The 26049-nt window shown below is 72.4% G+C and carries 25 protein-coding genes; 9 read left to right on the forward strand and 16 right to left on the reverse strand.

Annotation, left to right across the window (positions count from 1 at the left end; translation table 11 throughout):
• Positions 1 to 6: 6 nt before the first annotated feature.
• The 3 genes from B1759_RS08520 to hutU are packed head-to-tail and all read right to left on the reverse strand — an operon-like array spanning position 7 to position 3791.
• Entirely contained in the window at positions 7 to 549 is a 543-nt protein-coding gene (locus B1759_RS08520) for a hypothetical protein (protein ID WP_095514584.1), read from the reverse strand.
• 48 nt (positions 550 to 597) lie between these two features.
• Positions 598 to 2130: a histidine ammonia-lyase gene (hutH, locus tag B1759_RS08525; RefSeq protein ID WP_095514585.1), complete on the reverse strand. Its 1533-nt coding sequence runs from the start codon at positions 2128 to 2130 to the stop codon at positions 598 to 600.
• Positions 2127 to 3791 (reverse strand): urocanate hydratase, encoded by a 1665-nt coding sequence (gene hutU, locus B1759_RS08530; protein WP_095514586.1) that lies wholly within the window; start codon positions 3789 to 3791, stop codon positions 2127 to 2129. The genes hutH and hutU overlap by 4 nt, the downstream gene beginning before the upstream one ends.
• A 214-nt stretch (positions 3792 to 4005) precedes the next feature.
• Here hutU and B1759_RS20530 point away from each other — a divergent pair, with 214 nt between their 5' ends.
• A complete protein-coding gene (locus B1759_RS20530) occupies positions 4006 to 4452 on the forward strand; it encodes an Lrp/AsnC family transcriptional regulator (protein WP_095514587.1) in 447 nt (148 codons plus the stop codon).
• A gap of 78 nt (positions 4453 to 4530) precedes the next feature.
• On the forward strand, positions 4531 to 4947 hold the full coding sequence (locus tag B1759_RS08540; protein WP_095514588.1) for a hypothetical protein: 417 nt from the start codon (positions 4531 to 4533) through the stop codon (positions 4945 to 4947).
• 69 nt (positions 4948 to 5016) lie between these two features.
• On the opposite strand, the gene B1759_RS08545 is transcribed toward B1759_RS08540, so the two are convergent.
• Positions 5017 to 7851, reverse strand: coding sequence for a phosphoenolpyruvate carboxylase (locus B1759_RS08545; RefSeq protein WP_095514589.1), 2835 nt, complete (start codon positions 7849 to 7851; stop codon positions 5017 to 5019).
• A gap of 156 nt (positions 7852 to 8007) precedes the next feature.
• Here B1759_RS08545 and B1759_RS08550 point away from each other — a divergent pair, with 156 nt between their 5' ends.
• The gene (locus B1759_RS08550; RefSeq protein WP_095514590.1) at positions 8008 to 8550 is read left to right on the forward strand and encodes a hypothetical protein; all 543 of its coding nucleotides are present in this window, start codon (positions 8008 to 8010) and stop codon (positions 8548 to 8550) included.
• 76 nt (positions 8551 to 8626) lie between these two features.
• On the opposite strand, the gene B1759_RS08555 is transcribed toward B1759_RS08550, so the two are convergent.
• The 5 genes from B1759_RS08555 to B1759_RS08575 all read right to left on the reverse strand — a co-directional run bounded on the left by B1759_RS08555 (position 8627) and on the right by B1759_RS08575 (position 13672).
• Positions 8627 to 9544, reverse strand: coding sequence for an HPr kinase/phosphorylase (locus B1759_RS08555; protein ID WP_095514591.1), 918 nt, complete (start codon positions 9542 to 9544; stop codon positions 8627 to 8629).
• Complete coding sequence (locus tag B1759_RS19675; RefSeq protein WP_095514592.1) at positions 9541 to 9726, reverse strand: hypothetical protein; 186 nt, start codon at positions 9724 to 9726, stop codon at positions 9541 to 9543. Before B1759_RS19675 ends, B1759_RS08555 begins: the two co-directional genes overlap by 4 nt.
• A 41-nt stretch (positions 9727 to 9767) precedes the next feature.
• The gene (locus tag B1759_RS08565) at positions 9768 to 11510 is read right to left on the reverse strand and encodes an asparagine synthetase B (RefSeq protein ID WP_095514593.1); all 1743 of its coding nucleotides are present in this window, start codon (positions 11508 to 11510) and stop codon (positions 9768 to 9770) included.
• A gap of 137 nt (positions 11511 to 11647) precedes the next feature.
• Positions 11648 to 11950, reverse strand: coding sequence for a hypothetical protein (locus B1759_RS08570; RefSeq protein ID WP_095514594.1), 303 nt, complete (start codon positions 11948 to 11950; stop codon positions 11648 to 11650).
• A 96-nt stretch (positions 11951 to 12046) separates the two neighbouring features.
• Positions 12047 to 13672: an NYN domain-containing protein gene (locus tag B1759_RS08575; RefSeq protein WP_158225182.1), complete on the reverse strand. Its 1626-nt coding sequence runs from the start codon at positions 13670 to 13672 to the stop codon at positions 12047 to 12049.
• A 146-nt stretch (positions 13673 to 13818) separates the two neighbouring features.
• On the opposite strand from B1759_RS08575, the gene B1759_RS08580 reads away from it, so the two are divergent.
• Positions 13819 to 15243 carry a Na+/H+ antiporter NhaC family protein gene (locus B1759_RS08580; RefSeq protein ID WP_095514596.1) on the forward strand — a complete coding sequence of 475 codons (1425 nt, stop codon included), beginning with the start codon at positions 13819 to 13821 and terminating at the stop codon, positions 15241 to 15243.
• Here the strand turns inward: B1759_RS08580 and B1759_RS08585 are convergent.
• The 3 genes from B1759_RS08585 to B1759_RS08595 form a co-directional block, all read right to left on the reverse strand.
• On the reverse strand, positions 15224 to 15673 hold the full coding sequence (locus B1759_RS08585; protein WP_143537315.1) for a hypothetical protein: 450 nt from the start codon (positions 15671 to 15673) through the stop codon (positions 15224 to 15226). The two genes, B1759_RS08580 and B1759_RS08585, sit on opposite strands and share 20 nt — an antisense overlap.
• A gap of 50 nt (positions 15674 to 15723) precedes the next feature.
• Positions 15724 to 16212, reverse strand: coding sequence for an ankyrin repeat domain-containing protein (locus B1759_RS08590; protein ID WP_095514598.1), 489 nt, complete (start codon positions 16210 to 16212; stop codon positions 15724 to 15726).
• A 116-nt stretch (positions 16213 to 16328) separates the two neighbouring features.
• Positions 16329 to 17882, reverse strand: coding sequence for a catalase (locus B1759_RS08595; protein ID WP_095514599.1), 1554 nt, complete (start codon positions 17880 to 17882; stop codon positions 16329 to 16331).
• Between the two features lie 103 nt (positions 17883 to 17985).
• On the opposite strand from B1759_RS08595, the gene B1759_RS08600 reads away from it, so the two are divergent.
• The gene (locus B1759_RS08600) at positions 17986 to 18888 is read left to right on the forward strand and encodes a hydrogen peroxide-inducible genes activator (RefSeq protein WP_095514600.1); all 903 of its coding nucleotides are present in this window, start codon (positions 17986 to 17988) and stop codon (positions 18886 to 18888) included.
• A 3-nt stretch (positions 18889 to 18891) separates the two neighbouring features.
• Here B1759_RS08600 and B1759_RS08605 read toward each other — a convergent pair whose 3' ends face one another.
• The 3 genes from B1759_RS08605 to B1759_RS08615 all read right to left on the reverse strand — a co-directional run bounded on the left by B1759_RS08605 (position 18892) and on the right by B1759_RS08615 (position 22189).
• Positions 18892 to 20631: an aldehyde dehydrogenase family protein gene (locus tag B1759_RS08605; RefSeq protein WP_198948794.1), complete on the reverse strand. Its 1740-nt coding sequence runs from the start codon at positions 20629 to 20631 to the stop codon at positions 18892 to 18894.
• Between the two features lie 65 nt (positions 20632 to 20696).
• A complete protein-coding gene (locus tag B1759_RS08610; RefSeq protein WP_095514602.1) occupies positions 20697 to 21566 on the reverse strand; it encodes a RimK family alpha-L-glutamate ligase in 870 nt (289 codons plus the stop codon).
• A gap of 278 nt (positions 21567 to 21844) precedes the next feature.
• On the reverse strand, positions 21845 to 22189 hold the full coding sequence (locus B1759_RS08615; protein ID WP_095514603.1) for a ferredoxin family protein: 345 nt from the start codon (positions 22187 to 22189) through the stop codon (positions 21845 to 21847).
• A gap of 69 nt (positions 22190 to 22258) precedes the next feature.
• Here B1759_RS08615 and B1759_RS08620 point away from each other — a divergent pair, with 69 nt between their 5' ends.
• The 4 genes from B1759_RS08620 (at position 22259) to B1759_RS08635 (ending at position 24930) form a co-directional block, all read left to right on the forward strand.
• Complete coding sequence (locus tag B1759_RS08620; protein WP_095514604.1) at positions 22259 to 22984, forward strand: hypothetical protein; 726 nt, start codon at positions 22259 to 22261, stop codon at positions 22982 to 22984.
• Positions 22985 to 23079: 95 nt separating this feature from the next.
• Positions 23080 to 23334: a CsbD family protein gene (locus tag B1759_RS08625; RefSeq protein WP_095514605.1), complete on the forward strand. Its 255-nt coding sequence runs from the start codon at positions 23080 to 23082 to the stop codon at positions 23332 to 23334.
• A gap of 78 nt (positions 23335 to 23412) precedes the next feature.
• Positions 23413 to 23652, forward strand: a complete 240-nt coding sequence (locus tag B1759_RS08630; protein ID WP_095514606.1) for a hypothetical protein — start codon at positions 23413 to 23415, stop codon at positions 23650 to 23652.
• 66 nt (positions 23653 to 23718) lie between these two features.
• The gene (locus B1759_RS08635) at positions 23719 to 24930 is read left to right on the forward strand and encodes an MFS transporter (protein ID WP_095514607.1); all 1212 of its coding nucleotides are present in this window, start codon (positions 23719 to 23721) and stop codon (positions 24928 to 24930) included.
• Here the strand turns inward: B1759_RS08635 and B1759_RS08640 are convergent.
• Entirely contained in the window at positions 24927 to 26048 is a 1122-nt protein-coding gene (locus tag B1759_RS08640) for a hypothetical protein (RefSeq protein ID WP_095514608.1), read from the reverse strand. The genes B1759_RS08635 and B1759_RS08640 overlap by 4 nt on opposite strands.
• Position 26049: the final 1 nt, after the last annotated feature.

Raw genomic sequence — 26049 nt, forward strand, 5'->3', positions numbered from 1 at the left:
AGTGCCCTAGGCGAGGTCGCCGACGACGGTCGCCTCGACGAACAGGCGCAGACCGCGGCCGCCGTCGGGCGCTTCGGCCTGGCGGATCGCGGCGAAACGGTCGGCGAAGGCCTCGTCCTGCACGAGCCACCAGACCACGTCGGGCTGGTCGCAGGGGCGGAAGGCGGACCGCTCGAAACCGGCCTCGTAGACGCCGCGCACCGTCCGGCTGGCCGGGTTGGCCCGCTCGACCACGCGGAGGTAGTGGGTCGCCTCCAGGCACGGCGTCACGACGCCCTCGGCGGAGCGCTCGCCCTGCACCTCGACCCGGTCGCCGACGGCGATCTCGCCCAGCACCCCGAGGCCCTGGGCCTGGCACAGGTTGGTCCGCGCCGGGACGGCCACCCGGACGGTCTCGCCCGCCGCGGTGCGGACGTCGACGGTCGCGTTGCCGTCGTAGGCCATCGGCGAGAGGTCGACCGCGGTCACCTCACCGGCGACGGTCGGGCCGGCGCTCTGGACGGAGCCGGTGCAGCTGCCGAGGATCAGGGACAGGAGGAGGAGTCGCATGGGGAGGGTGGAGGATGATCGAGTCGAACGCGCGGGACCGACGCCGGGTTACTGCAACGCGCCCACTTCGGCCTCGGCGGCCTCCACCAGCGTGCCGAGACGAACGAGGTCGGCGGCGGCGGCGAGGTCGGGCTCGAAGACCGTGTCGTCGGTGCGAAACGGGACGACGGCGCGGATCGCACGGTGGGCCGCCTCGACGCCGTGCCCGGACCGCAGCGGACGCCGGAAGTCGAGCGCCTGGGCGGCGCACAGCGCCTCGACCGCCAGCACGCGCTCGGCGTTCTCGACGACGCGGAGCGCCTTCCGCGCGCCCCACGCGCCCATCGAGACATGGTCCTCCTGCCCGCGCGAGGACGGGATCGAGTCGACCGAGGCGGGGTGGGCCAGGGTCTTGTTCTCGCTCACGAGCGCCGCGGCTTGGTACTGCGGGATCATGAAGCCGGACTGGAGGCCCGAGCGCTCGACCAGGAACGGCGGCAGGCCGTCGCCGCCGTCGACCAGCAGGTAGGTGCGGCGCTCGGAGATCGAGGCCCACTCGGCGACGGCGATGGACACGGTGTCGAGGGCGAGCGCCAGCGGCTGCCCGTGGAAGTTGCCGGCCGAGACGATGTCCGGCAGGCCGTCGGCGTCGAAGACGAGCGGGTTGTCGGTGACGGCGTTTAACTCGCGCTCGACGGTCGCGGCGGCGTAGGCGAGCGCGTCGCGGCTGGCGCCGTGGACCTGGGGCACGCAGCGGACCGAGTACGGGTCCTGCACGCGGTCGCACCCGGCGTGGCTCGGCCCGATCTCCGAGCCCTCCAGCAGGCGGCGGACGACCTCGGCGCTCTGTGCGTGGCCGGGGTGCTGGCGGATCGCGGCGACGCGGGCGTCGAACGGACGGGCCGAGCCGAGGCGGGCCTCCAGCGTCATCGCGGCGATGAGGTCGGCCGTCGTCGCCAGGCGGGCGGCGCGCTGCACCACCTCGACGGCGTGGGCCAGCATGAACTGGGTCCCGTTGATGAGAGCGAGGCCGTCCTTGGCGCCGAGCGCGATGGGTGCCAGCCCCGCCTCGGCGAGCGCGTCGGCCGCCGGGACGGGTCCGTGCGCGCCCCAGACGCTCCCCTCCCCGATCAGGACGAGGGCGAGGTGCGACAGCGGCGCGAGGTCACCCGAGGCGCCGAGGCTGCCCTGCGACGGGACGACCGGGATCACGTCGGCGTCGAGCAGGTCCAGCAGGCCGCGGACGACGGCGGACGACGCGCCCGAAACCCCCAGCCCGAGGGCGTGGGCCTTGAGCGCCACCATCCGCCGGGTGATCGCGCGGTCGGTCGGCTCGCCGACCCCGCAGGCATGCGACCGCAACAGGTTGACCTGCAACTGCTCCACGTCGGCCGGGCCGATGCGCTCGGACTTGAGCGCGCCGAAGCCGGTGTTGAGGCCGTAGTGGGCGTGCCCGTCGGCGAGGGCGGCGTCGACGAGGGCGCGGCTGCGGGCGACGCGGCCGTCGGGATCGGCGAGGTCGGCGCGGAGGGCGGCCAGCGACGCGCCGAGGTCGGCGTCGAGCGTGGCGAGGCGGAGGGCGGGGAGGGCGTCGACGGTCATCGGTCCAGCGACGGCAGGTCGACGCCGCGCTCCATCGCCGTGTCGATGGCGAGGTCGTAGCCGGCGTCCGCGTGGCGCATGACGCCCGTGCCGGGGTCGGCGGTCAGGACGCGCTCCAGGCGCCGCCCGCCCGCCTCCGTCCCGTCCGCGACGCACACCATGCCCGAGTGCATCGAGTAGCCGATGCCGACGCCGCCGCCGTGGTGCAGGCTCACCCACGACGCCCCGCAGGCCGTGTTGAGCATGGCGTTCAAGAGGGGCCAGTCGCCGATGGCGTCCGACCCGTCGAGCATCCCCTCGGTCTCGCGGTTGGGGGACGCCACCGAGCCGGTGTCGAGGTGGTCGCGGCCGATCACGAGCGGGGCCGACACCTCGCCGTTCGCCACCATCTCGTTGAACCGCGCGCCCGCCTTGGCCCGCTCGCCGTACTCGAGCCAGCAGATCCGCGCGGGCAGGCCCTGGAACGAGACCTTGTCCTGCGCCAGTTCGATCCACCGCCGCAGGTGGGCGTTGTCGGGGAAGAGTTCCAGCAGCGCCGCGTCCGTCGCCGCGATGTCGGCCGGGTCGCCCGAGAGTGCGGCCCAGCGGAACGGGCCGGAGCCCTTGCAGAAGAGTGGGCGGATGTACTCGGGCACGAAGCCCGGGATCTCGAAGGCGTCGGCCCGGCCGCGTCGGTCGGCGACCTGCCCGCGCAGGTTGTTGCCGTAGTCGAACGCGACCGTGCCGCGCCGCTGGAGCGCCAGCAGCGCGGTGACGTGGGCCTCCATGCTGTCGAGCACCGCGTGCTCGTACGCCGCCGGGTCAGACGTGCGGAACGCCTCGCCGTCCGCCATCCCATACCCCGCCGGGAGGTAGCCGACGCGCAGGTCGTGGGCGCTCGTCTGGTCCGTCACCACGTCCACCTCGGTGCCGCGGCGGACCAGTTCGGGCAGCACCTCGGCGGCGTTGCCGACGAGCCCGACCGACAGCGCTTCGCCCGCCGCCTTCGCCGCCTCGACCCAGCCCAGCGCCTCGTCGAGGTCGTGGGAGATGCGGTCGCAGTAGCCCGTCTCGACGCGTCGCCGGATGCGCGTCTCGTCCACGTCGACGCCCAGGAAGGCCGCGCCGTTCATCGTCGCCGCGAGCGGCTGCGCGCCGCCCATTCCGCCCAGCCCGGCCGTGACCACGAGCCGCCCGCTCAGGTCGCCGCCGAAGTGCGTCCGCGCGCACGCCGCGAACGTCTCGTACGTGCCCTGCAGGATGCCCTGCGTGCCGATGTAGATCCACGAGCCCGCCGTCATCTGGCCGTACATCGTCAGCCCGGCGGACTCCAGTTCGCGGAACGTCTCCCACGTCGCCCACCGGGGCACGAGCCACGAGTTGGCGAGCAGCACGCGCGGCGCCTCGGCGTGCGTCCGGAAGACGCCGACGGGCTTGCCGCTCTGGATCAACAGCGTTTCGTCGTCCTCCAGTCGCTGCAACGTCTCGACGATGCGGTGGAACGACGGCCAGTCGCGGGCCGCCTTGCCGGAGCCGCCGTAGACGACCAGGTCCTCGGGCCGCTCGGCCACGTCCGGGTCGAGGTTATTCATCAGCATCCGCAGCGCGGCCTCCTGGTGCCAGCCCTTGCAGGTGAGCGTGGTGCCGCGGGGCGCGCGAATCGTGGGAACGTCGACGGTCATGGGCTCGCGTGGGGAGTGCGCTCACAGGGTAGCGGACGAGCCCCCGGGCTCCGAAGACACGATCCACGGTTTTCGACCTCTCTCGCTTTCGATTGGCCAGAGATTGCGGCTCGCCTCTTTCTCTCCCGCCCGCCGTCCTGAGCGGACGCAGAGGATCTGACCTCTCAGCTGCCCGCTTCGGCACCGGGGTCGCCCTCCCTCTCCCCCCTCCCCCATGGACGCCCTCGACCACCGCCTGCTCCGCGAGGTCCAGCAGGACGCGCGCCTGACGTACGCCGAGTTGGGCCGCCGCGTGGGCCTGTCGCCGCCCGCCGTCTCCGAGCGCCTCGCGCGACTGGAAGCCGACGGCGTCATCACGGGCTACCACGCCGCCGTCGACCCCGCCCGCCTCGGCCGTCCCGTGCAGGCGGTGCTGCACCTCCAGGTGGACCGCGCGCGCTACGGCCGCAGCCTGGAGCGGATCCTGGAGCTGGACGAGGTCCTGGTCTGCCACCGGACGACGGGCAGTTCGTCGCTGCTGATGATCGTGGCGGTCGCGTCGATGGAGGCTCTGGAGGCGCTCATCGACCGGCTGCTTCCGCTGGGGGAGCCGGTCACCCAGATGATCCTCTCGACGCCGGTCCCGAGGCGGGCCGTGGCGCCTCCGGAGGAGAATCGCTAGATCCCTCCTGCGGGGGAGATCAATCGGTCCGCCGGCCTCCTACTTTGCAGCCTCCACTCTCCGCCCTGTGGGGCTCCGATGCCTCTCCACATCACGGTTCTCCCCGAGAGCCGGGTCGTCCTCATCGCCGGGGCCGAGTTCGTGTCGGGCACGGACCTGGCCCGCGCGTGCCTCGACATGGGACACCACCCGGACTGGCGAGGCGGATTCGATGAGGTCTGGGACCTCTCCGGCGCGTCCGAGATCGACATCACACCGGACGAGTTGGACGAGATCGTCGAGGTCACCCACCGGTACGGCCACCTGGTCGGCGGCAACCGGGTCGTGTTCGTGTCCCCGCGGGACATCATCGCGGCGCTGGCTCGCCTGTTCGAGTTGCGCACCGCCGACCTCGGCCGGACGTACCACGTCGCCCGGACGCGGAGGGAGGCAGCGGACTGGCTGGGCCTCGCGCCGGGCACGCTGGGGCATGCCCGACGCCTCCGGCCTCGGTGACCGGGCAGAAGGGGCACACGGAGGCCGGCGACACCGAGAGACGCAGCATCCCCCCTCACGCACTCCCACTCACCCTGTCGACTGCATCGCCGCGGCGATGGCGTTGACGGAGAGCAGGAGCGCCTGCCGGAGGTCGTCGGACGGCGCATCGGTGGCCCGCCAGCGGCGCATCAGGTCCAGTTGGACGAGGTTGAGCACGTCGGTGGCCGGGTTGCGGTAGCGAATGGTGGCCGCGATGGCACGGGTCGGGTCGAGGAGCGTATCGCGCCGGGCGACGCGCAGGAGCGCCGTCTCGGCCTTCGAGAACTCGGCCTCGACCGACTGGAAGGGAGCCGCGCTGGCGCCGGCGTGCTCGGCGAGCGCGCTGTAGCGGCGCCCGACGACCATCCGCGCGCGGGCCATCTCGCGGAGCGCGTTGCCCGTGATGGCCTGGAAGAAGGGCCACTCGTCCTGGAGCTCCCGCAGCAGCGCCAGGTCGTCGCCCGTGATCGCGTCCGCCAGCGCCGTGCCGACGCCGTACCAGCCGGGTGCGGTGTAGCGCGGCTGCGTCCACGAGAACACCCACGGGATGGCGCGCAGGCCCGCGAAGTCCAGCTCGCCGACGCCCTTGCGCGAGATCGGCCGGGAGGCGATGGACAGCCCGGCGATGTGAGCGATGGGCGTGGCCGCGGCGTACCACGGCCAGAACAGCTCGTCGTCGATGAGGTCGCGGTAGGCGACCATCGAGCGGTCGGCGAGGCGTTCCATGAGCGCGTGCGCCCCATCGGAGGGCGCCGCCGCCGTGTCGGGCCGTCGCTGGGCGTCGGCGAGGGCGCCGAGCTGGGCGTGGACGATCTGCTCCAGGTGGCGCCGCGCGATGCCGGGCAGCGCGTAGCGGAACGAGATGACCTCGCCCTGCTCCGTGAACCGGATGCGCCCGGTCTGGGCGACCGGCGGCATGGCGCGGATGGCCTGCCCCGCGCGCCCGCCGCCGCGGCCGACCGTCCCGCCGCGGCCGTGGAAGAAGCGCAGGTCCACGTCGTGGGCGCGGCACGTCTCTGCGATGGCGCCCTGGGCCTTGTGGAGCGACCAGTTGGCCTGCCAGTAGCCGCCGTCCTTGTTGGAGTCGGAGTAGCCGAGCATGACCTCCTGCATCCCGCCGCGCGCGGCGAGGTGGGCGGCGTAGACCTCGTTCTGGAACAGCGCGGTGAGCAGCGCCGGGCCCGCCTCCAGATCGGCGATGGTCTCCAGCAGCGGCGCCACGTCGATCGGGCTGACGACCGTCCCGTCGGCCAGCCGCCGCCACAGGCCGACCTCCTTGCACAGCAGCAGCACCTCCAGCACGTCGCTGACGGCGTCCGTCATTGAGATGATGTAGTTGCCGATGGAGGCGGGCTCGGCCTCGATGGCCGCTTTCGCCACGCGGAGCGCCGAGAGCACGCGGTCGGTGGTCTCGCCCACCTCGCCGCCGAGGCGGATGAACGGGCGCGGGTTGGCCAGCTCGCGGGTGAGGAGCGCCATGCGAGCGTCCTCGTCGAGCGCCGCGTAGTCCGCCTCGACCTCGGCGCGGGCCAGGAGGTCGGCCACGGCGGCCTCGTGGAGGGCGCTGTGCTGGCGGAGGTCGAGCGCGGCGAGGTGGAAGCCGAACGTGGCGGCGCGCGCGCGGGCGTCGGCCAGGGCGCCGGACTCGGCGAGGGGCGCCAGCCCGGCCTCGGTCAGGCTGTCGGCGATCAGGTCGAGGTCCGCGGTGAAGGCCGCGGCGTCGTAGGCCGGTGCGTCGCCGGCCGCCCGCGGCTGGCTGGCGCCGACCTGCGGTTGGCCCGAGTCGCCATCCGGCAGCGTTTCGATGAGGCGGTCCAGCTTGGTGGCCATCTGCATGACCTTGAGCCGGATCGGCTCGTTGACGTTCTGGCGCCAGCGGCGCTCGGGCAGTGGCGCCGCCTCGCGGTCGGCGTGGACCGAGTTCCAGAGCGCGTCCGGGAACGTGACCTGGTGGTCGCTGACGGACAGGTCGAGGCGGAGCTGGTTCAGGCCGCGGCGGTGCAGGCGGAGGGCGTCCTCGCGGTGCGCGCGGAGCGTCCAGGCGGTCACCTCGGCGGTCACGTTGGGGTTGCCGTCGCGGTCCCCACCGATCCAGGAGCGGTAGCGGAGGAAGGGCGGTAGCGTGGCGGGCGCGTCCTCGCCGTAGCTCTGGCGGAGCGCCCTGCGGAGATCGGCGTGGATGCGCGGGACCACGTCCCAGATGGTGGTGGCGACGAAGTAGAGCCCGTGGCGGACCTCGTCGCGCACGGTCACGGCGGCGGGGCGGACCTCGTCGGTGGCGAGCAGCAAGCGGAGCCGGTCGAGTGCCTCGTCCTCGGCGGCGTCCAGCTCGGCGGGCGTGAACGTGCCCTCGGGGGCGGTCAGGCGGTCCAGCGCGGCGGCGGCCTCCTGCTGGTGCAGCAGGACCGTCCGGCGGCGGGCCTCGGTAGGGTGCGCCGTGAGCGTCGGCTGGATGTCGAGCGTCTGGATCAGCGCCAGCGCCTCGGCGCGCGTCCGCCCGTTGGCCTTCAGGTCGGCGACGGCCTCTTGAATGGACTCGCCGCGCGGCGCCTCGGCGGAGGCCGCCATCTCGCGCTCCCGGTTGATGCGCACGATCTCGATCTGCTCGGCCTTGTTGACGAGGTGGAAGTACGCCGTCAGCGTCCGGAGCACCGCCTTCAGCGTGTCCACGTCATGGCCCTCGATGTCGGCGGCGACGGCGTCGAACACGGCCGGTCCGTCGGCGCGGACACGGTCCAGCCAGCCCTCGGCGAGGTCCGCTGGAGCGTCGCCGTAGCGCTCGCGCGCCACCTGCAGCACGAGCCGCTCCACGAGGGCGACACGGCGGGCGTGGACGTCGGTGAGCCCGGCGGAACGGGCGGCGGCGAGGGCGGAGTCGGACACGGGAGCAGCGGAGGGGGGCAGCCAACTTACCCGGCCGTCCCGGCGACGGTCCGCGAAGTCGCCGGAAGCGCTTCGGCTGTGAGCACCGTGCCCCGCGAACTGCCTGACCGTGACCGCCTGGCCTCGATACACTGTCCCTCCCGATTCCTGCCCGCGATGCGCCTCGCCTTCCTCTGCGCCGTTCTGCTCGCCGCGCCCACCAGAGCGCAACCCGCCATCGACGTGTCGGGCGCGCTCGGAGGCGCTGTGACCGCGATGTTCGGCTCCGGCGTCATCGAGGGCACCACGGGGCTCGGGACGGTGTCGGTCGCGGCGTCGCCCGACCTGCCACGAGGCGTCCGGCTGGCTGCCTCGGTGACCTACGGCCCCGGCGACGACCGCGGCGTGGACCGCACCCTCGCGCTCGGCCTCGGTGCCGAAGCCCCGCTCAGCGGCGGGCGCAACGGCGTCTACCTCGCCCTCGGCGGCGCGTGGCTCGACTTCGACGGCCGTGACTCGTCGGGCTGCACACCGGAGGTCGGGTGCATGGACGAGAGCGGCGCGCTCGGGCCCTCGACAGGCCTGGCCGCGACGGTCGGGCTCGGCGCACGAGTCCCGGCGGTGCGGCGGCTGTGGGTGGAGCCGACGGTCGGCGCGATCATCGGGGGGAGCGGACCGCTACCGACGGCCCGGCTCGGCGTCGGCTGGCGCCTCCGCTGAGGCGACCTCGACCCATCCGGCATCCCGGACAGGGAGATGTGCATCGGCCTCGGTGAGGGCATGGAGCCTGCAGGCCTCACCCTCCGACCGCGGCCTCCAGAGCGGCGACCGTCTCCTCTACCCGGCCCAGGTCGGCGGGACGCGACAGGTCCGCCACCCGGACCGACGCCACGAGCCGTGCCACCGGCGCCACCAGCGAACCGCTGACGGCCGCCCGGAGGAAGCGGGGCGCGTAGACATGGGCGAAGACGGCCGAGAACGCCGCCGACGCGGTGAGCGGCGTCACCTCGATGGCGTCGCCCCAGCCGAGCGAGCAGACGAGCGCCACCGGGGCCTTCGCCTCGGCTGGAGGCGCGCCGTGCCAGACGCCTTTCGCGAACCCGTCGACGATCGGCTCGACCGCGTCCGACAGTCCGAGCACCTCCGAGGAGGCGGGCCACAGCTTGACTTGCGTCGGCCCCGGCCGGACGCACGCGCCCTCCTCGTCCAGGTCGAGCACCACCAGGTCGTCGGTCAGGAGCCGGTGGCCGCGCGCGACGAGTGCCGCAGCGGCCGTCGACTTGCCCGCCCGTTTGGGGCCGAGCAGCACGACGGCGCGCCCGTCGACCTCGACCGCGCTCCCGTGGAGCGTCAGGAGCCCACGACGATGCGCGAGAATGCCCAGACCCGGACCGGAGACGCACTGGCGAGCGAACGCCTCTTCCGAGGTGTCCACCGTGATCGCGTCGGCCTGGATCCGGAGGCGCGTGCCTCGCTTCCAGGCGATGACGTCCCCGTCGCGGCCGGGCCAGCCGGAAAACCCGCCCGGCGCGAGGGCGCCGGGCGCCACGACGGCCCCCCGCTCGATCACGACATCCGGGTCGCCGGCACTCGAGACCGGGCGGAGACCCGTCAGGTCCAGCGACGACCGAAGGCGAAACCCGAAGGCCTCGTAGGTCTGGGTCTGGTCCTCCTGCGCAGCGGCCGAGCCGGCTCCGTAGAAGGACGAGGTCACGAGACCCCTCCTCCCCCGATCGACTCCCCGAGCGCATCCAGAGGCACAGGCCCCCCGCCTTCCGTCAGCGTGTGGAGCGTGCCCAGGTCCATCACGGCGGGCGCGACGAAGGGCCGGCGTGCGTCGGGCGCGGAGGCGGCGTCGGAGGCGAGAGGGTCGACGGTCGAAAGGGAGGGCTGCACGAAGTCGGGGGGAGGGAGTCTGGAGAGCGAGGAGAAAGTGGTCAGGCAGACGGCTGGGAGCCGCTCCGAGCCTGCGCGGCCCAGCGAGCCAGGCACACAGCCCGCAAGAACGAGGGCGCGATCGGCTCTCGCAGGTGAGGGGTGCGCATCGCCTCGCGGTAGGTGGCCTGGAGGGCCTTCACATCGAGGATATCGGCCGAACCGGGCGCGTCCTCAAAGATCGCATGCTCTACGAAGTCGGTGTCGCGAGCAAAGACGGAATCGACGAAATTGTCCCCGAATCGAGCCTTCGACGATCGCTGAAGGATGGCGGGGGGAAGGCGGGCGGCCATGGAGCGGCGCAGGTAGGACCGCGTCAGGCCGTCGCGGAGATGCTGGGACGGCGGGACGGCGAGACAGACTTCGACGACGCGGCGATCCAGGAACGGAAACCGGGGCTCGACGCCGACGGCCGTGGCCGTCGCGAACGCCTCCTCGAACAACCGGCCGAGTGACCCGCTGGCCAACTCCGCCATGTGCGCCTCCCGGGCTGTCCGTGGCCTCCGCACGGGCTCGTCGTCTGGCCGTGCATGCCGCCCGAACTGCACGGTGGGCGTTGCTCGCGGGAACGAGCCGACGAGCGGCTCGACAGCGTACGTCCGAACCAGCCGCCGGAGGCGGCGCCCCGGATGCCGGGCGCGCCGGACGAAGTCCGCCGTCGTCCGCGCAAAGGTGATCCACCGGAACCCGAGCGCCAGCTCCGTCAGCCAGTCCAGCCCGTGCCCGACGATGTTGTCTCCGCCGAATCCGTCGAGGACGGCGTCCAGCCCGGCCTCGTGCACCTGGTGGTAGAGGTGACGCGTGAGGAACAGGTTGGGCGCCATGGGGGGCTGGCCGAAGGCCGCGAGGTCCGCGTCGAGGTGCGGCAGCAGCAGCGCCGACGCCCCGTCCACGCGGTGCGACCGGACGCCTGCGGATTCGGCCACGGCGTCGATGTACGGGCGCTCGTGCGCGCTTCCGGACTCGAAGAGGAGCGAGAAGGTGTCCAGCGGCCGGTCGGGCCGGAGCGCGCGCACCGTCGTCACGATGGACGACGAGTCGAGGCCGCCGCTCAGGAACGCGCCCACGTTCCCGCCGAGGCGGGCGAGGACGGCCTGGTCGAACGCCTCGCGGAACGCCTCCTCGACCACCCGGTCGTCGTCGGGCAGCCGCTCGGGCCGGTCGAACGTCCAGAACCGGCGGTCCTGCGGGGCGTCGCCGAGGCGGAACGTGGACAGGTACCCTCCCGGAACCCGCTCGACGCCTGCGACGAGCGTCCGCGTCGGATGGGTCGTGTCCCCAGCGAGGTAGTCCGCCGCCCCCTCCGCGTCGACCTGGAAGGGGACGAGGGCCTGAAGCGTCGGCAGGCTGGACCCGAACGCCCAGCCGCCGCCGACGCGCGCACGGAACAGGGGCCGCAGCCCGACGCCGTCGCGAGCGGCCAGCGCCCGCCCGGCGGCCTCGTCCCAGAGCAGGAACGAGAAGGGCCCGATCAGGTGGTCGACGGCCGCGTCTCCCCAGCGCTCGTAGGCCCGGAGGACGAGGTCTGGGTCGTCGGCCTCGGGGGCGCGCAGCGCACGGCGCAGGTCGTCCCGGTTGTCGAGGCGGAGGTCTCCCGCGAGCGCGAGCGGCCCGCGTGTCGCGACGCGAGGCCCGTTCGGGCGTGCGGTCGCCTCGGCGAACAGCCGGACGTGGCCGGACGCCCACGCGGTCTCACCCGGGTCCCGAACTCCATCCGTTCCGACCAGCGCCAGAAAGCCCGTCATCGGCACGACGGTCCGAGACGGGGAAGCCAGGAACGGGCGGTCTGAGGCGGCATTCAGGAAGCTACCCCTGCCGACATGGCGAGACGGGTTCTCCCGGGTCCGCAGGACGGGCCGCAGGTGCGTACCCGACCTGCTCACTACCGCCGTCTCGGACGGACATCGTACCCGACCCAGATCTCCCCTGCGATGTCGCCGATCTTCATCGAGGAGAACGACCCCTCTTCGAGGATCTTCTCGGCGACCTCCTGCGGGAGGTTCATGGAGGCGACGGGGCGGGCGTCCCGCCCGGCGTAGAACGCGATCGTCCAGTTCGGGTGCGTGACGGCCGCAGCGGCGCCGTCCGCGGCGAGGGCAGCGGGGGCGCCGAGGCCGACAGCGAGGGCCCCTGCGGCGCGCTTGAGGCTCTCGCGGCGCGAGATCGGAGATCCAAGAGTGGACATGGGGGGGGAGGGAAGTGGATTTCCTCCCTTCGTCTTTGCCAGCCGTCCAGGATCACGTCCGGCCCCTGCCCTCCGCCTCGGTCCCGAGGCGGACCGTCAGAGGTCCTCCGGCGGACGCGTCTGGCGACGTCGGCGGACGCCTTCCGAGCGCTCCTCTCCATCTGCCTCGTCGGCCTCATCGGGGGTCATGCTGCCGTCGTCGGCGTCTCCGATGGGCTCGTCGTCCATGTCCGCCGCCTCTCCGCTGATGGACGATGGCGCCGCGCCCGGTCCGAGGAGCCAGTCGTCGAGGAAGGTGCGCTGGCGCTCGTCGAGCTCCATGTGGGCGTTCCCGGCCAGAAACTCGACGTTGTCGCGGTACGCAACCGCCACGTCGTGGGCCGACGGCTGGTCGCCGAACGGGAAGCGGCGGTAGTCGAGGCCCTTGAGCACGAACCCGATGGCGGTTCGCGGCACCGACCGGCCCTGCTCCAGGACGAGGTCGCGCGCCCGGCGCGACGTGTCGCTGAGGTGGTACGGCGTGTCGTAGACGGCCTCGGCGATGGCGTAGAACACCGCGCGGTACTCGTCGGGCGTGAGCGTGGGCGCCTGCGTGACGCCGTGGATCCGCTGGATGAAGTCGCGGAGCTCGGGCGAGACCTCGTCGAGGCGGTCCGGCGGGCTTTCGAGGACGGGCGCCTCGTGGCGGGCAGGGTCGAACAGGAAGCCGGGGTGGCCGGGCCCCGTCACCACGCCCACCTCGGGGACCTCGGCGACGATCGCCCGGAACGATCCGTAGCCCGCCCACTTGGACTCTGTAACGACGGCCCCCAGCTCGCGGATCACGGCGTGCGCCATCGTCGCCATCACGACCGGCCCGTCGGCCGTGGTGACGGCCGTGCGGATCTGCCCCTTGATCTGGTCGGCGAGGGCGTCGTCGGACGCGGCGCGGTCCGTCGGCGCGGTCTCGTCCACGACGACGGCCCACGTCTCGCCGCCGGTGACGGCCAGGTCCGCCCGCCGCGCGACGACGGCGCGGACGAGCGGCTCCAGGCCGTAGTAGCCGAGCCAGTTGCTGCCCGCGCGGAACTCCTCGAACTCCTTGAGCACGCGCGGCACGTCGACAGCCGCCAGCTCGCCCGCAGCGCTGGCCTCGCGGTAGAGCCGGTTCGCGATGCGGTCCAGCACGCCGTCGGGCGCGTCGCCGCGGACGGGCGCGGCCGCACGGTCGGCGTCGAGGCCGAGAGCGTCCTCGATGAACGTCTCCTCAGTGATCACCACGTCGGCGGCGGCGGTGTACGCCGAGGCTGCCGGGCCGACGGCTAGCACGCCGGTCTGCTTGTCGTGGGCGCGGAGGCGCAGGAGCACCGGCGTGAAGTCGGCGTCGGCCGAGAGGACGACGTACTCGTCGATGTGAGGGAGCTCCGCGAGCACGTCCAGCACGTCCATGACGAGGTACACGTCGGTGCTGGTCTTGCCCTGGCCCGTTAGCGGGGGGCAGTCGACCACCTTGAAGGCCGCCCGCACGAAGTCCGGCCGGTAGCTGTAGAACGACTTCGGGTTGAGGTAGCAGCGCCGCACGAGCACGCGGCGCTCGCGCTCGCCCGGCGCGTCGTCGCCCGCCTCGAACCAGCGGAGCCAGCGGCCGGGGTCGGTCGCGAACCGCTCGGCCGCGTGGGGGTCGATCCGCCGGAGGCCGAGGTAGACGTTGTCGAAGTCGACGAACAGGGCGGTCTTTCGCATCGGCTCGGAGAGGGAGGAAGGGGGATACGCTCCCGGTTCAGCCCGTTCCCTCGTCGGACGCGTTTCGCCGCGGCCGCTCGGCCGGCCTCGGCGCCCAGGCGGGCCAGGCTGTGGTACCATCGGGCGGACTTCCCTCCCCTCTGCCGATGCCGCCCGAGATCGACCCGACCTGGACCAGCCTCCTCCCGCCGATCCTCGCCATCGGCCTCGCCATCGGGACGCGGCAGGTGTACCTGTCGCTGGGCGCGGGCGTGTGGCTCGGCTTCACGATCCTCAACGGGTGGAACCCGCTCGTCGGCCTCGGCGGCGCCATCGACGGGGCCGTGACGGTGTTCGAGGACCCCGGCAACACGCGCGTGCTGCTGTTCACGCTCGTGATCGGCGCGCTGATCGCGACCGTCGAGGCGGGCGGCGGCGTCCGCGGGTTCATCGACACGCTCGAACGAAAGGGCTGGGCGTCGTCGCCGCGGGGCGCGCGGCTGCTGTCGTTCTTGGTGGGCGTCGTCATCTTCATCGAGTCGAACATCACTGTGCTCGTGGCCGGGGCCGTCAGCCGCCCGCTGTTCGACCGCCAGAAGCGCAGCCGCGAGATGCTGGCCTACCTGATCGACTCGACGAGCGCGGCCGTCTGCATCCTGATCCCGCTCAACGCGTGGGGCGCCTACATTCTGGGGCTGCTCAACGAGCAGGGCGTCGAGGAGCCACTGGCACTGTTCGTCTCGTCGATCCCGTACAACGTCTACGCGCTGGCGGCGGTCGCGCTGGCGGGCTTCGTCGCCGTGACGGGCTGGGCGTGGGGGCCGATGAAGAAGGCCGAGGAACGCGCGATGCGCGGCGAGCGCCACGAGCCCGGCGCGGGCCCCGACGTGGACGAGCGGGCGCTCGTGCCCGAGCCCATCGGCGCGATCCCGCCGCGGCTGGTCAACATGCTGCTGCCGCTGGGCGTGATGGTGGTCATGATGCCCGTCGGCCTGTGGGTCACGGGCGGCGGCGACCTCCTGGAGGGGTCAGGCTCGACGAGCGTCCTCTGGGCCGTGCTCAGCGGCCTCCTCGTGGCGTGGATCCTGATGCTGGTCCAGCGAGGGATGACGGTCGAGCAACTCACGACGACCGGGCTGAAGGGTGCGGGCGGGATGCTCGGCATGGCCTTCGTGCTGCTGCTGGCGCTCGCGCTGGGCAGCATTACCCGTCAGCTCGGCGCGGGCGTCTACGTGGCCTCCGGCGTCGCCGAGGCGGGCGTGGGGCCGATGCTGCTGCTGCCGCTGGTGTTCATCACGGGCGCCTTCGTCGCGTTCTCGACCGGCACCAGCTGGGGCACGTTCGCCATCATGATCCCGATCGCGGTCCCGGCAGCGATGGCGCTCGGGCTGCCGCTGGCGCCCTTCCTGGCGGCCAGCCTGGCGGGCGGCATCTTCGGCGACCACGCCTCGCCGATCTCGGACACGACCATCGTCTCCAGCCTGGCCGCGGCCACGGACCATATCTCGCACGTGCGAACGCAGTTGCCCTACGCGCTGCTGGCGGGCGGCGTCGCCATCGTCGGCTTCGCGCTCATCGGCGCGGCGATCTAGCCGACCCCCGTCGCTCGGCGGGGGGACGCCCTCGCGCGAGCAGGACCGTCGACCAGACGAACATCGCCAGGCACAGCACGGCCCCGACGCCGAACACGCCGCGCGCGACGGCGACCTCGGCGCCGCGCGACAGCAGGCCCGTCCCGCCCGAGAACTGTGCCGCTTCGCCGAACAGGGCCACCCAGCCGCCGACGAGCCCGAACGCCAGGCAGATCACGCCGCCCGCCGCCGCCTGCACGGCGGGCCAGCGGTGCGCCAGCGTCGCCACGCCCGCGAGCACGAACACGGCACCGCAGACGGCCAGCACCCACCCGGGCGCGTGGACCGAGGCCGGGTCGGCGGGCACCACGCCCGCCCCGATCCCGATCACCCCGGCTCCGAGGACGACGCAGAGGAGTCCGAAGAAGGCAGCAGATGGAGACCGATCCATGCACCGTGTATCGGCACCCGCGACTCGGCATGTAAGGCCGCGTCGGCTACCTACTCGGCAGCGAGCATCGTAGCGAGGTCGGCGTGGCCGTGGGCGGCGGCCAGTGCGGCTGGCGTCATGCCCTGCGCGTCGGTGCGCGCCGCGTCGGCGCCGTGGGCGAGCAGCAACGCCGCTAAGTCGGCCTGTCGGAACATGGCGGCGAAGTGGAGGGCGGTCGCCCCGGCCGGGTTCTGGACGTTCGGGTCGGCGCCACCGTCGAGCAACTGGCGGGCGCGGTCGAGGTGGCCCTTGAAGGCCATGCCCATGAGCGGCGTGTTGCCCGACCGGTCGGGCGCATCGGGGTCGGCCCCCCGTTCAAGGAGGAGCGCCGTGGTGGGCGCCTGGTCGTTGTAGGCCGCGATCATCAGCAGCGAGTACCCCTGCGCGTCGCGGAGGTCGGGGTCGAGGCCGGCGTCGAGGAAGACGGCCAGCACCTCGGCGTCGCCGCGCCGGGCGATCTCGTGATAGTCGACGGTGGCGGGGTCGATGGGCTCAGACATGGGGGGCGGGTCAGGTCGCCTCGGTCGGTCCAGGGAGGACCCGAGGCGGGGGGCTGGACGGACGGCGCCCCGACAGCCGAAGCCGCCGGGGCGCACAAGAACGCGAGACGGGCGGGCTAGTCGCGCTGGCCCTCGCCCTCGGGGACGGCGTCGCGGACCGCCATCGCGGCGTCGAGCGACTGCCCGTCGCCACCGGCGTTGCGGGCGGCCGTGACGGCCTCACGGACGCGGCGGCCGTACTCCTCATCAACGTTGTCGAAGTGGCCGAGCTGGCGGTCGATGATCTCCTGGCGCGTCACGCCGGCCATCGCGCCGGCGAGCGACTGCACGAGGCGCTCCTTGGCGTCCTCGTCCATGAGGTGGTAGAGCGCCGCGGCCTGCGAGAAGTCGTCGTGGTCCTCGCGGGAGTTGTAGCGCTCCACGGTCACGTCACCCAGGTGCCACGCGGGCTCCGCGTAGGACGGGTCCGGGCGCGGGGCGCCCTCGACCGAGTTCGGGTAGTAGTTCGGGTGGCCGGTGCCCTCGTCGAGCTGGCCGCCGAACTGGCCGTCGCGCATGTAGCTCCGCACCTCGACCCGCGGGCGGTTGACGCGCAGGTCGCGGTAGTTGACGCCGATCCGGTAGAGGTGCGCGTCCTGGTAGCTCATCAGGCGGCCCTGGAGCATCTTGTCCGGGCTCGGCCCGACGCCCGGGATCAGCGAGCTCGGGTTGTACGCCGCCTGCTCCACCTCGTGGTGGTAGTTCTGCGGGTTCCGGTTGAGCTCCAACGTGCCGACCTCGATCAGCGGGAAGTCACCGTGCGGCCAGACCTTGGTGAGGTCGAATGGGTTGTAGTCCACCTCCTCGGCCTGGGCCTGCGTCATCACCTGGATGTAGGCCGTCCACGTCGGGAAGTCGCCGTTGTCGATGGCCTCCCACAGGTCGCGCTGGTGGCTCTCGCGGTCCTGCGCGATGAGGTCGGCGGCCTCCTCATTCGTCAGGCACTCGATGCCCTGGTCCGTCTTGAAGTGGAACTTGACCCAGACGCGCTCGCCCTCGGCGTTGATGAGGGAGTAGGTGTGCGAGCCGTACCCGTTCATGTGGCGGTACGTCTTCGGGATGCCGCGGTCGCCGAAGAGCCACGTCACCTGGTGGAGGCTTTCGGGGCACAGGCTCCAGAAGTCCCACTGCATGTCGGCGTCGCGCAGGTTGGTGTGCGGGTGCCGCTTCTGCGAGTGGATGAACATGGCGAACTTGTACGGGTCGCGCACAAAGAACACCGGCGTGTTGTTGCCGACGAGGTCCCAGTTGCCCTCCTCGGTGTAGAACTTGACCGCGAAGCCGCGCGGGTCGCGCTCGGCGTCGGCCGCGCCGCGCTCGCCGGCGACCGTCGAGAAGCGAATCGAGAGTTCGGTCTCTTTGCCGACCTCCGAGAACATCGCCGCCTTGGTGTACTGGGTGATGTCGTTCGTGACGGTGAACGTGCCGTAGGCGCCGGAGCCCTTGGCGTGCACCACGCGCTCGGGAACGCGCTCGCGGTTGAAGCGCTGCATCTGCTCCTGCAAGACCACGTCCTGCATGAGGAGCGGGCCACGGGGGCCGGCCGTCAGGGAGTTCTCCTGGTCGGCGATGGGGGCGCCGTCGGCTGTGGTAAGGAGGGGGCCGTCTTTCTTGGTGGGCTCGGTCGCCATAGAGGGGTGGGTCGAATGGAGGATGTCCCGGACAGAGTAGGCCGCGCCCAGGAATAGATCAAATGGATAATCATTATCATTCGATAGCCACATCCTATACTCCATGACCCTCGCCCAGCTCCGCTACGCCGTCGCCGTGGACACGCACCGCCACTTCGGACGGGCCGCGGCGGCCTGCTTCGTTTCGCAGCCCACGCTGAGCGCGGCGCTCAAGAAGCTGGAGGACGAACTCGGCGCGGTCCTGTTCGACCGGAGCCGCCAGCCGGTGGTCCCGACGGCGGCCGGCGAGCGGGTCGTGGCGCGCGCCCGCGGCGTCCTGCGAGAGGCCGACGCCCTGGCCCGCGACGCGGGCGACCGACTCACCGAGCCCGAGGGCAAACTCCGGGTGGGCGTCATCCCGACGCTCGCCTCGTGCCTGCTGCCGCTCGTGGCCGGGCCGTTCGCGGCGCGCTTCCCCCGCGCCCGGCTGACGCTGATCGAACTCACCACCGACGCCATCCTCGACCACCTCGTCACCGAACGGATCGACGCGGCGCTGGTGGCGACGGACGAGAATCAGCCGGGGCTCCGCTCGGAGCTCCTCTTCTCGGAGCCGTTCGTCGCCTACATCGGCTCCGGACACCCGCTCGCGGCCCACGACGAGATCGACCCGGCCCGCCTCTCCCCCACCGACGTCTGGTTGCTCAGCGAGGGCCACTGCTTCCGCGACCAGGTGCTCCACCTGTGCGGCACCGCGCCGGACGAGGGCGGCCGGGCGGTCCGGTTCGAGAGTGGGAGCCTCGAGACCCTGCGCCGCATGGCCGACCGCGCGGGCGGGGTCACGCTGCTCACTGAGCTCTCGACGCTCTACCTGACCGGCGACGAAGCCGCCCGCGTCCGCCCGCTAACGGCCCCCGTGCCCCGCCGGGAGGTCCGCCTGCTGACCGTCCGCGCTCATCTGAAGGAGGGGCTCATCGACGCCTTCGCAGCGACCGTCCGTGAGGCTGTGGCCGAGGCGCTCACGTAGGAGCTACCCCCGCAGCGCCGACGCCACGATGCCGGGCAGACGCGTCGGGCTGGGGGCGACGGCGAACTCGGTGACCCGCCGGGCCGTCGTCTCGGCCGTCTCGTTGGTGACGAAGTAGATCGGCGTGGGCGCGGTGTGGACCTCCCCGAGCAGCAGCGAGCGCGGGAACGGCGCGAACGGCCCCTGAACGACCGTCTTCTGCGGGCGTTCGAACAGCCAGCTGTTGTGGACCACGCCGATGCCGCTCTGGACGTCGTCGCGGGTATGGCCGGGGAAGGCGCCCCACATGCCCTGCGCCACGAAGTAGCCCGTGCCCGACCACACGTTCACGCCGATGGTGCCGTAGCGGAGGCGCGACAGGATCTCCTCGAACCGGTCGCCGAGCGCGCGCCGCGTCCGCGGGTGGATGAGGATCGTCGCCCCGAGCGTCCCGGTGAGCGTCTCGTTGCACCAGTCGACGGCCCGTTCGAGCCAGTCGCCGGGGTCCTCATCGGTGCCACCCCCAGGGAGGGCGGTCACGGCCAGCGCAGGGCCGAAGACCTCCTTCTGGAAGGCCGGCTCGTCGTCGTCCGGGGAGACGACCGCGAGCAGACGTGTCCCGGACGGGCCCAGGCGGTCGGCGGACGGGTGCGCCTCGGCGAAGGCGTCGAGGCGGTCCGGTGCGCCGGGGTAGTACGTCGGGCGGTCGACCGCCTCGTCCATCACACGGCGCACCTCCCCCACGAACGCGCCGCGCTGGGCCCACCGCTCGGGGAGCACCAGCACCTGGCTGGCGATGCAGTTGAAGCCGTTGTTGTGGAGCTTCTGGGAGGCCACGTTCTCGGCCTGGAAAACGAGGTCCGGCTCGGACCAGTCGCCCGGCACCACGAGGCACGGGCTGACGCCGCCGAGTTCGCTCGTGACCGGTGCGTCGATCTGCGGCTCGTCGGCCGCCTTTCGCCGGGCCCCCTCGTCGCCAGTGCCGTAGACGATGGCGTCGTGCGTGGCCGCGCTGCCGGTCATGTGGATCGTGTCGACGGCGTCGTGCGCGGTGAGGTACTGGCCCACCTCCGCGCCGCCCGACGCAAAGCGCACCATGCCCGCCTCGACGAACTCGGCGAAGATGACCTCGAGGAGCGGCTGGAGGTACGCGTTGACAGGGTTCATCTTGAGCAGCACCACCTCACCCTCGGCGTACAGCTTGTAGAGCACATCGAGCGGCGGGATGGACGCGATGTTGCCCGCGCCGAGCACGAGCGCCACACGCCCCTCGGGCGCCTCGCGCTGGTAGAACGTGCCCACGGTCTCGGCGAGCGCCTCGGGCGTCACGCCCGGCTGCATCCACACGTCGGCCGTCATGCCGGCCAGGAGGACGCGGTCGTACAGCCCGTCCGGCATCACACGGACCACCGTCTGGCCGTTCTCGCGCTGGCGGGTGCGGTCGGCGAGCGCTTCAGCGACCGTGCCCGCCTCGATGTGGCGGAGCGTCTCGGCGAGCGGCGCGATGTAGTTGGCGAGCGCCCACGGGCCCGAGGTCCACTCCTCCCCCCGGAGCGGCGACCCGACGGCGAGGCCCTTCGCGCGCGAGGCGGCGGTCACCCACCGCCCTGCCACATCGGCGATGCGTGGGAGCAGGCCCTCCAGCATCTCGATCTTGTGGCTGAGCGAACGCTGCGCCCACTCGGTCGCGTGCGCCTGGAGGTCGGCGAGGGCCGCGTCCATCTCGGCGGTCGTGCTGTCGGGTGGGGTCGGGGCGGTCGGCATGGTTCGGGCGGTGGGGCCGCCCTCCAACGCGCCTCTGGCGTACGGGTCCCGACGGCGGACGCCCGCTACACCCCGGGTCCCTGCTCGTCCAGCGCCGCGGCGAACCGCTCCGCCGAGCCGTCCGCGAACGGGAAGTAGAGCGACGGCTCGATCAGTTCCAGTTCGATGATCGCCAGCGTGCCGTCGGTCAGGCGGACCGCGTCGACGCGGGCGTAGAGGAGCGGGTCGGGATGCGGCACGGCGGCCAGCGCCGCCCCGGTGAGTGCCAGCAGATCCGCCCCCGGCTCGACCCCGCGGATCACGCCCCCGTGCTCCTCCTGCACGCGGAAGTCGCCCGCGGCGGGCGTCTTCAGGATCGCGTGACTGACGGCACCGCCGAACGCGAACACCGACCACTCCCCCTCGGCGACGACCGACGGAACGAACGGCTGAATCATGCACGCCCGGTCGGCGAGTGCCGACACGGCCGCGTTCCACGTCTCCGCGTCTGGACCGAGGCGGAAGGTGCCATCGGCGTTGGCACTCACGACCGGCTTGGCGACCACCTCGGCGGTTCCCCATGCGTCGAACGCCGCGGCCAGCGCGTCGGACGTGAGCCCTTCCGCCCAGCGCGTGGGGACGATGGGCACGCCCGCGGCCTCTAGGTCGCGTAGGTAGGTCTTGCGCAGGTTCCAGCGCATCACCGCGAGCGGGTTCTCAAGCCGCGCCGCTGAGGCGTCAATGGCGCCCAGCACGTCGAGGAAGGCGTCGGGGTCGTCCTGGTAGTCCCACGGCGACCGGACGACGACCACGTCGTAGGCCTCCCAGTCCGCCTCGGCGCGCCAGGGGACCATCTCGACCGTCCACCCGAGGCGGGCCAGGGGCGCGACGGCCAGGTGGTCGTAGGCGACGAACGCGTCGAGGGTGTCAGTCGTGAGGAAGGCGCAGGTGGGCATCGGCGGCAGGCAGGAGGTGTGGCGCAAGATCCGCCTGGGAGAGCCACACACCGACACAAGCGTCCGCCGACGCGTCGCCGTCTGCGCCCTGGTGCGGGAAAACGGGCCGATCCTCAGGAAAGGCTCAGGTTTCGGGCCTTGAGGGCGAGGCGGCTCTGCCCCACCTTGCCGTCAGGCCCACGCCCCACGCCATGCCCCTCCCCTCCCGCCCTGTTCTCCGGACGACGCTGGCGGCCCTGGTCGCCGCCGTCGGCGCAGTGGCGATGCTGCTGTAGCTGCTACTCGGCGCCTTCCCACGTGAGGATGTCCTCCTCGGTCGCGTCGTTGGAGTCGCCGCAGCCGGGCAGTTCCTCCTTCTTCTCCGTGATGTTGTAGCCGAGCGCCTGCCACTGGGTGGCGAGGTAGGTGTTCCACTCGGCATAGTGGGCCTGATCCTCCGGCAGCTCGTCGTCCGCGTAGATGGCCTCCACCGGACAGGCCGGGACGCACGCGTTGCAGTCGATGCACTCGTCGGGGTGGATGACGAGGAAGTTGGGGCCCTCGTAGAAGCAGTCGACGGGGCAGACTTCGACGCAGTCCGTGTGCTTGCAGTTGATGCAGGGCTGGGAGACGACGTACGGCATAGTGCGGCGGGGTTACCGGAACCGGGTGAGGAGCGGCTAAGCTAGCGTCCACACCCCCTGCCCCCGGCCGTGTTCCATCGCTTCCTCCCCCTGATTCTCCTGACTGCCGCGCTGGCGGCGTCTGGTTGCGGCACGTCGAACCGTCTGGACGAGGTCTCGCTCGACGGCCGCCGCGTGGCCGTGACGGCCGCCATCCCGCCCGCGCCGCGCGTGCAGGCCGGGAGTCCCATCGAGTCGGGCATCGACCTGTACGACCCCATCGGGACGGCCGTCCGCGTGGGCACGTCGCTGGAGAAGCGGCGCCAGGCGCGCCGCGCGCAGGCCCGCCTCGACAGCGTCGTGGCCACGGTCGACGTGGCCGACCGGATCGCGCGCCAGTCGCTGGCGCGGACGGCCGAGTTGCTCCGCTTTGCGCCCGCCTCCCGTCCCGAGGCGGCCGACTTCGTGCTCGACCTCCGCATCGCCGACTATGCCCTCGTGGCCGACTCGTACGAGGGCGCCGTCTACTTCGTCCTCGTCGGCGACGTCCACCTGCTCGACGCGCAGACCGGCGCCCCGCTGTGGGACGCCGAGCTTCGCGAGCGCGAGGTGGTGGATCGGGTGCTGCTCGGGCTGCCGGTGTCGGTCGGCAACGTGTTCACGGGCCGGTCGCTGGCCGCGCTCTCGTCGGCCGAGATGGCGACGGGCCTCCGCCGCCTCGCCGACCTCGCCGCCGAACGCATCACCGACCGCCTCGCCGACGACTACGTCCGCTCGCGAGGCCGCTACCACGACCGGCAGACCGAGGCGGAGTAGGGCGAACCCCGGAGCCGGATGAAGACGACCGGCCAGTGGACCTTTCGGGTTTCCACCAGGGTCTCAGACATCCTTTCCACATTCCCCCTCTCAACATGGACGACCTCACCAACGACGCCCAGCGGAAGCTCCACAAGGAAGAAGCCGAAGGCCGCACCGAGCAGGCCAAGGGTGCCTTCGACGAACTCAAGGGCAAGGTCAAGAAGAACGTCGGCGACGCACTCGGCAACGAGAGCATGCAGGCCAAGGGCGCGGCCGAGGAGCTCGCCGGCAAGGCGCGCAAGACGGCGGGCGACGCCCACGCGGATGCGGCCGACACCGCCGAGGACGCGCTCGACAAGCTGACCTAGCGACCACCGCTTCCCTACGAGGCCGGGCACCAAACCGTGTCGGCCTCGTAGGTTGGGGGTTCACCTCCCCCACAGACCATGGATTTCAACAAGCTCAAGGACACCGCCGGCGGCCTCGCCAAGAACGTCGCCGACAAGGCGGGCGACGCCGCCGAGGGCCTCGCTGAGAAGGCCTCCGACCTCGCGCCCGACGCGGTCAAGGACCAGGCCAAGAACGTCGCCGACAAGGCCGCCAAGATGGCGGGGGACGTCGCCGACAAGGCCGCGGACAAGGCCACGGGCCTCCTCGGGAAGGCGGCGGACAAGCTGGGCGGCTAGCCCTCCTTCGCCAGATCCTCTGCGCCCCGGACGGCCTCAGTCGTTCGGGGCGCGGTACGTTCGGGCGTGTCTCGCGCTTCGCTCCGCGCCGCCGTCGCGGCCTACCCCCGTCCGTTCTGGATGCTCGTCGTGGGCACGTTCGTGAACCGGACGGGGCTCGTGGTGCTCCCGTTCCTGGCGCTCTACATGAGCGGCCCGCGTGCCTTCAGCGTGGCCCAGGCGACCGCCGCGGTGTCGATCTACGGAGCGGGGGCGTTCGCGGGCGGCTTCGTCGGCGGGTGGCTGTCGGACCGCGTCGGGCGGCGGCCGGTGCTGCTGGCGAGCCTCGGCGGCGCGGCGCTGCCGATGGCCGGCATCCCGTTCGTGGCGTCGTACGCGGCCGTGCTCGCGCTCGTGTTCGCCTTCGGCGTGCTGAGCGAGATGTACCGCCCCGCCGTGTCGGCCGCCGTGGCCGACCTCGTCCCCGAGGCACGGCAGCCGAGAGCGTACGCCATCGTCTACTGGGCCATCAACCTGGGCGCGGCCGTGGGGCCCGCGCTGGGCGGCCTGATCGCCGAGCGGTCCTACACCGGCCTGTTCGTGCTGGAGGGCGTCTCTCTGTTCGCCTACGCGGCCATCGTGCTGGTGTCGGTACCCGAGACGCGCCCGGCGGTGGCCGAGGGCGTGGTGCGCCCGCGCATCGACCTGCGGCCCGTCGCGCGTGACGGTGCGCTGGCAGCCCTCGCCGTCGTCGTGCTGCTGGTCGGGATCGGCTTCTACCAGCTGTTCACGTCGCTCCCGCTGGCGATGGAGGCCGACGGGCTGAGTGAGCGCTACTTCGGCTTCGTGGTCACGGTCAACGGCGCGCTGATCGTGCTGATCGGCCTGCCGGTGGCGGCGTGGGTGGGCGACCGAGCGACGCGGTGGCCTGTGCCGGTCGCGGTTGCGCTGGTCGCCATCGGGCTGGCGTTTCAGATCCCAGCCCACACGTTCGGCGCCTATGCGGCCTGCGCGATCATCTGGACGCTCGGCGAGATGGCGTTCCTGCCCGTCGTCCCGACACTGGTCTCGAAGCTGGCCCCAACGGACCTGCGCGGCTCCTACCAGGGCGTCTACCACGCGAGTTGGGGGCTGGCGAAGATGCTCGGCCCGGCGCTCGGCGGGCTCGTGTTCGCCGGGTACGGGTCGTCGGCGCTGTGGGGAGGCGCGGCCGCGCTGGTCGGCGGCGCAGCCGTGATCATGACCCTCCTCCTGCCGACGCTCCGGCGCCGATTCGGCGAGACCCGCGCGGCCCTCTAGAACCCCACGCGGAGACTCCCGCCGACGCGATAGCCGGTTAGCGCGGAGGCGGCGTCGGGCTCGATGAGGCCGAGGGTGTATGTGAAGCCGCCCCGGATCCGGGCGTTGGGGCCAATGGCGACGGTCGGCGTGACGCCGAGGTCGAGGAGCACCTGCTGCTCGGCGAGCGCGCCTGCCACGTCGCCGCTGGAGGCGTCATCGGACAGCGCCTCGATGGAGCCGTAGTAGCGGGCGCCGACGGAGAACGCCACCTCCAGGTCCTCCGGGCCGAACCCGAGGCCGAGCGCGACCTGGGCCTGCGACGGTCGGAGGTAGGTCACCGGCCGCTCGGCCGCACCGAGCGTGCCGTCGAACACCTGCCGGTAGCGTGCCATCAACTGGCTGCGCACCATGCTCCCGCCGACCGCGATCCGCATCATCGCCGCCGCCTTGTCGCCGGGGCTGAACGTCTCGCCGCGGTAGCCGTCCTCCCCGTACACCACGTAGGAGCCTTCGAGCGTGAACGACGCCGTCTCGCTCCCGGCGTCGAGGCCGACCGACAGGATGGTCTCGTTGGCCGGCGCATAGCTCGACGTATCACTCTCGAAGAGCGTGTACGGGGACCGCGAGGCGTACGCGACCCCTGCGCCCAGGGCCAGCCCGGTCCCCACCGGCACCGCGATCGCGAGTCCTGGCGAGACCACCGAGCCCTGCCCGAACGTGGGCAGGGCGAAGGCGAAGTCGTCGACGGCGAGGAGCGCGGAGGTCGCGAACTGGTCCTCGGTGAGCGCCGTCTGGCCCGTCGGCAGGCTCGCCGTCAGCGACAGGTCCACGATGGCCTGCCCGAGCGGGCGCTGATAGCCGATGCCGAGTTGGGTGTCGCCGAGGCCACTCAGCGACTCCAAGTCGTCCCCGCTGACCGACGCGTAGACCGTCCGCAGGCTCGCCGTGACGCCGGGAGCGAGTCGCCCGCCGAGGGTGACCGGCACGCTGAGCTGACTCACCGACTGCTCGTCGCCCGTCGAGTAAGTCTGCGAGACGAACCCGGCGTCCACCACGACGCGGGGCGCGGTCTGGGCAGACGCTCCGGCAGCAGCCAGGAGGGCGAGGAGGACGAAGGCGTGGCGCAGGGCGTTCATG

The organism is Rubrivirga sp. SAORIC476 (assembly GCF_002283555.1).
In the GTDB taxonomy this organism is placed as follows: domain Bacteria; phylum Bacteroidota; class Rhodothermia; order Rhodothermales; family Rubricoccaceae; genus Rubrivirga.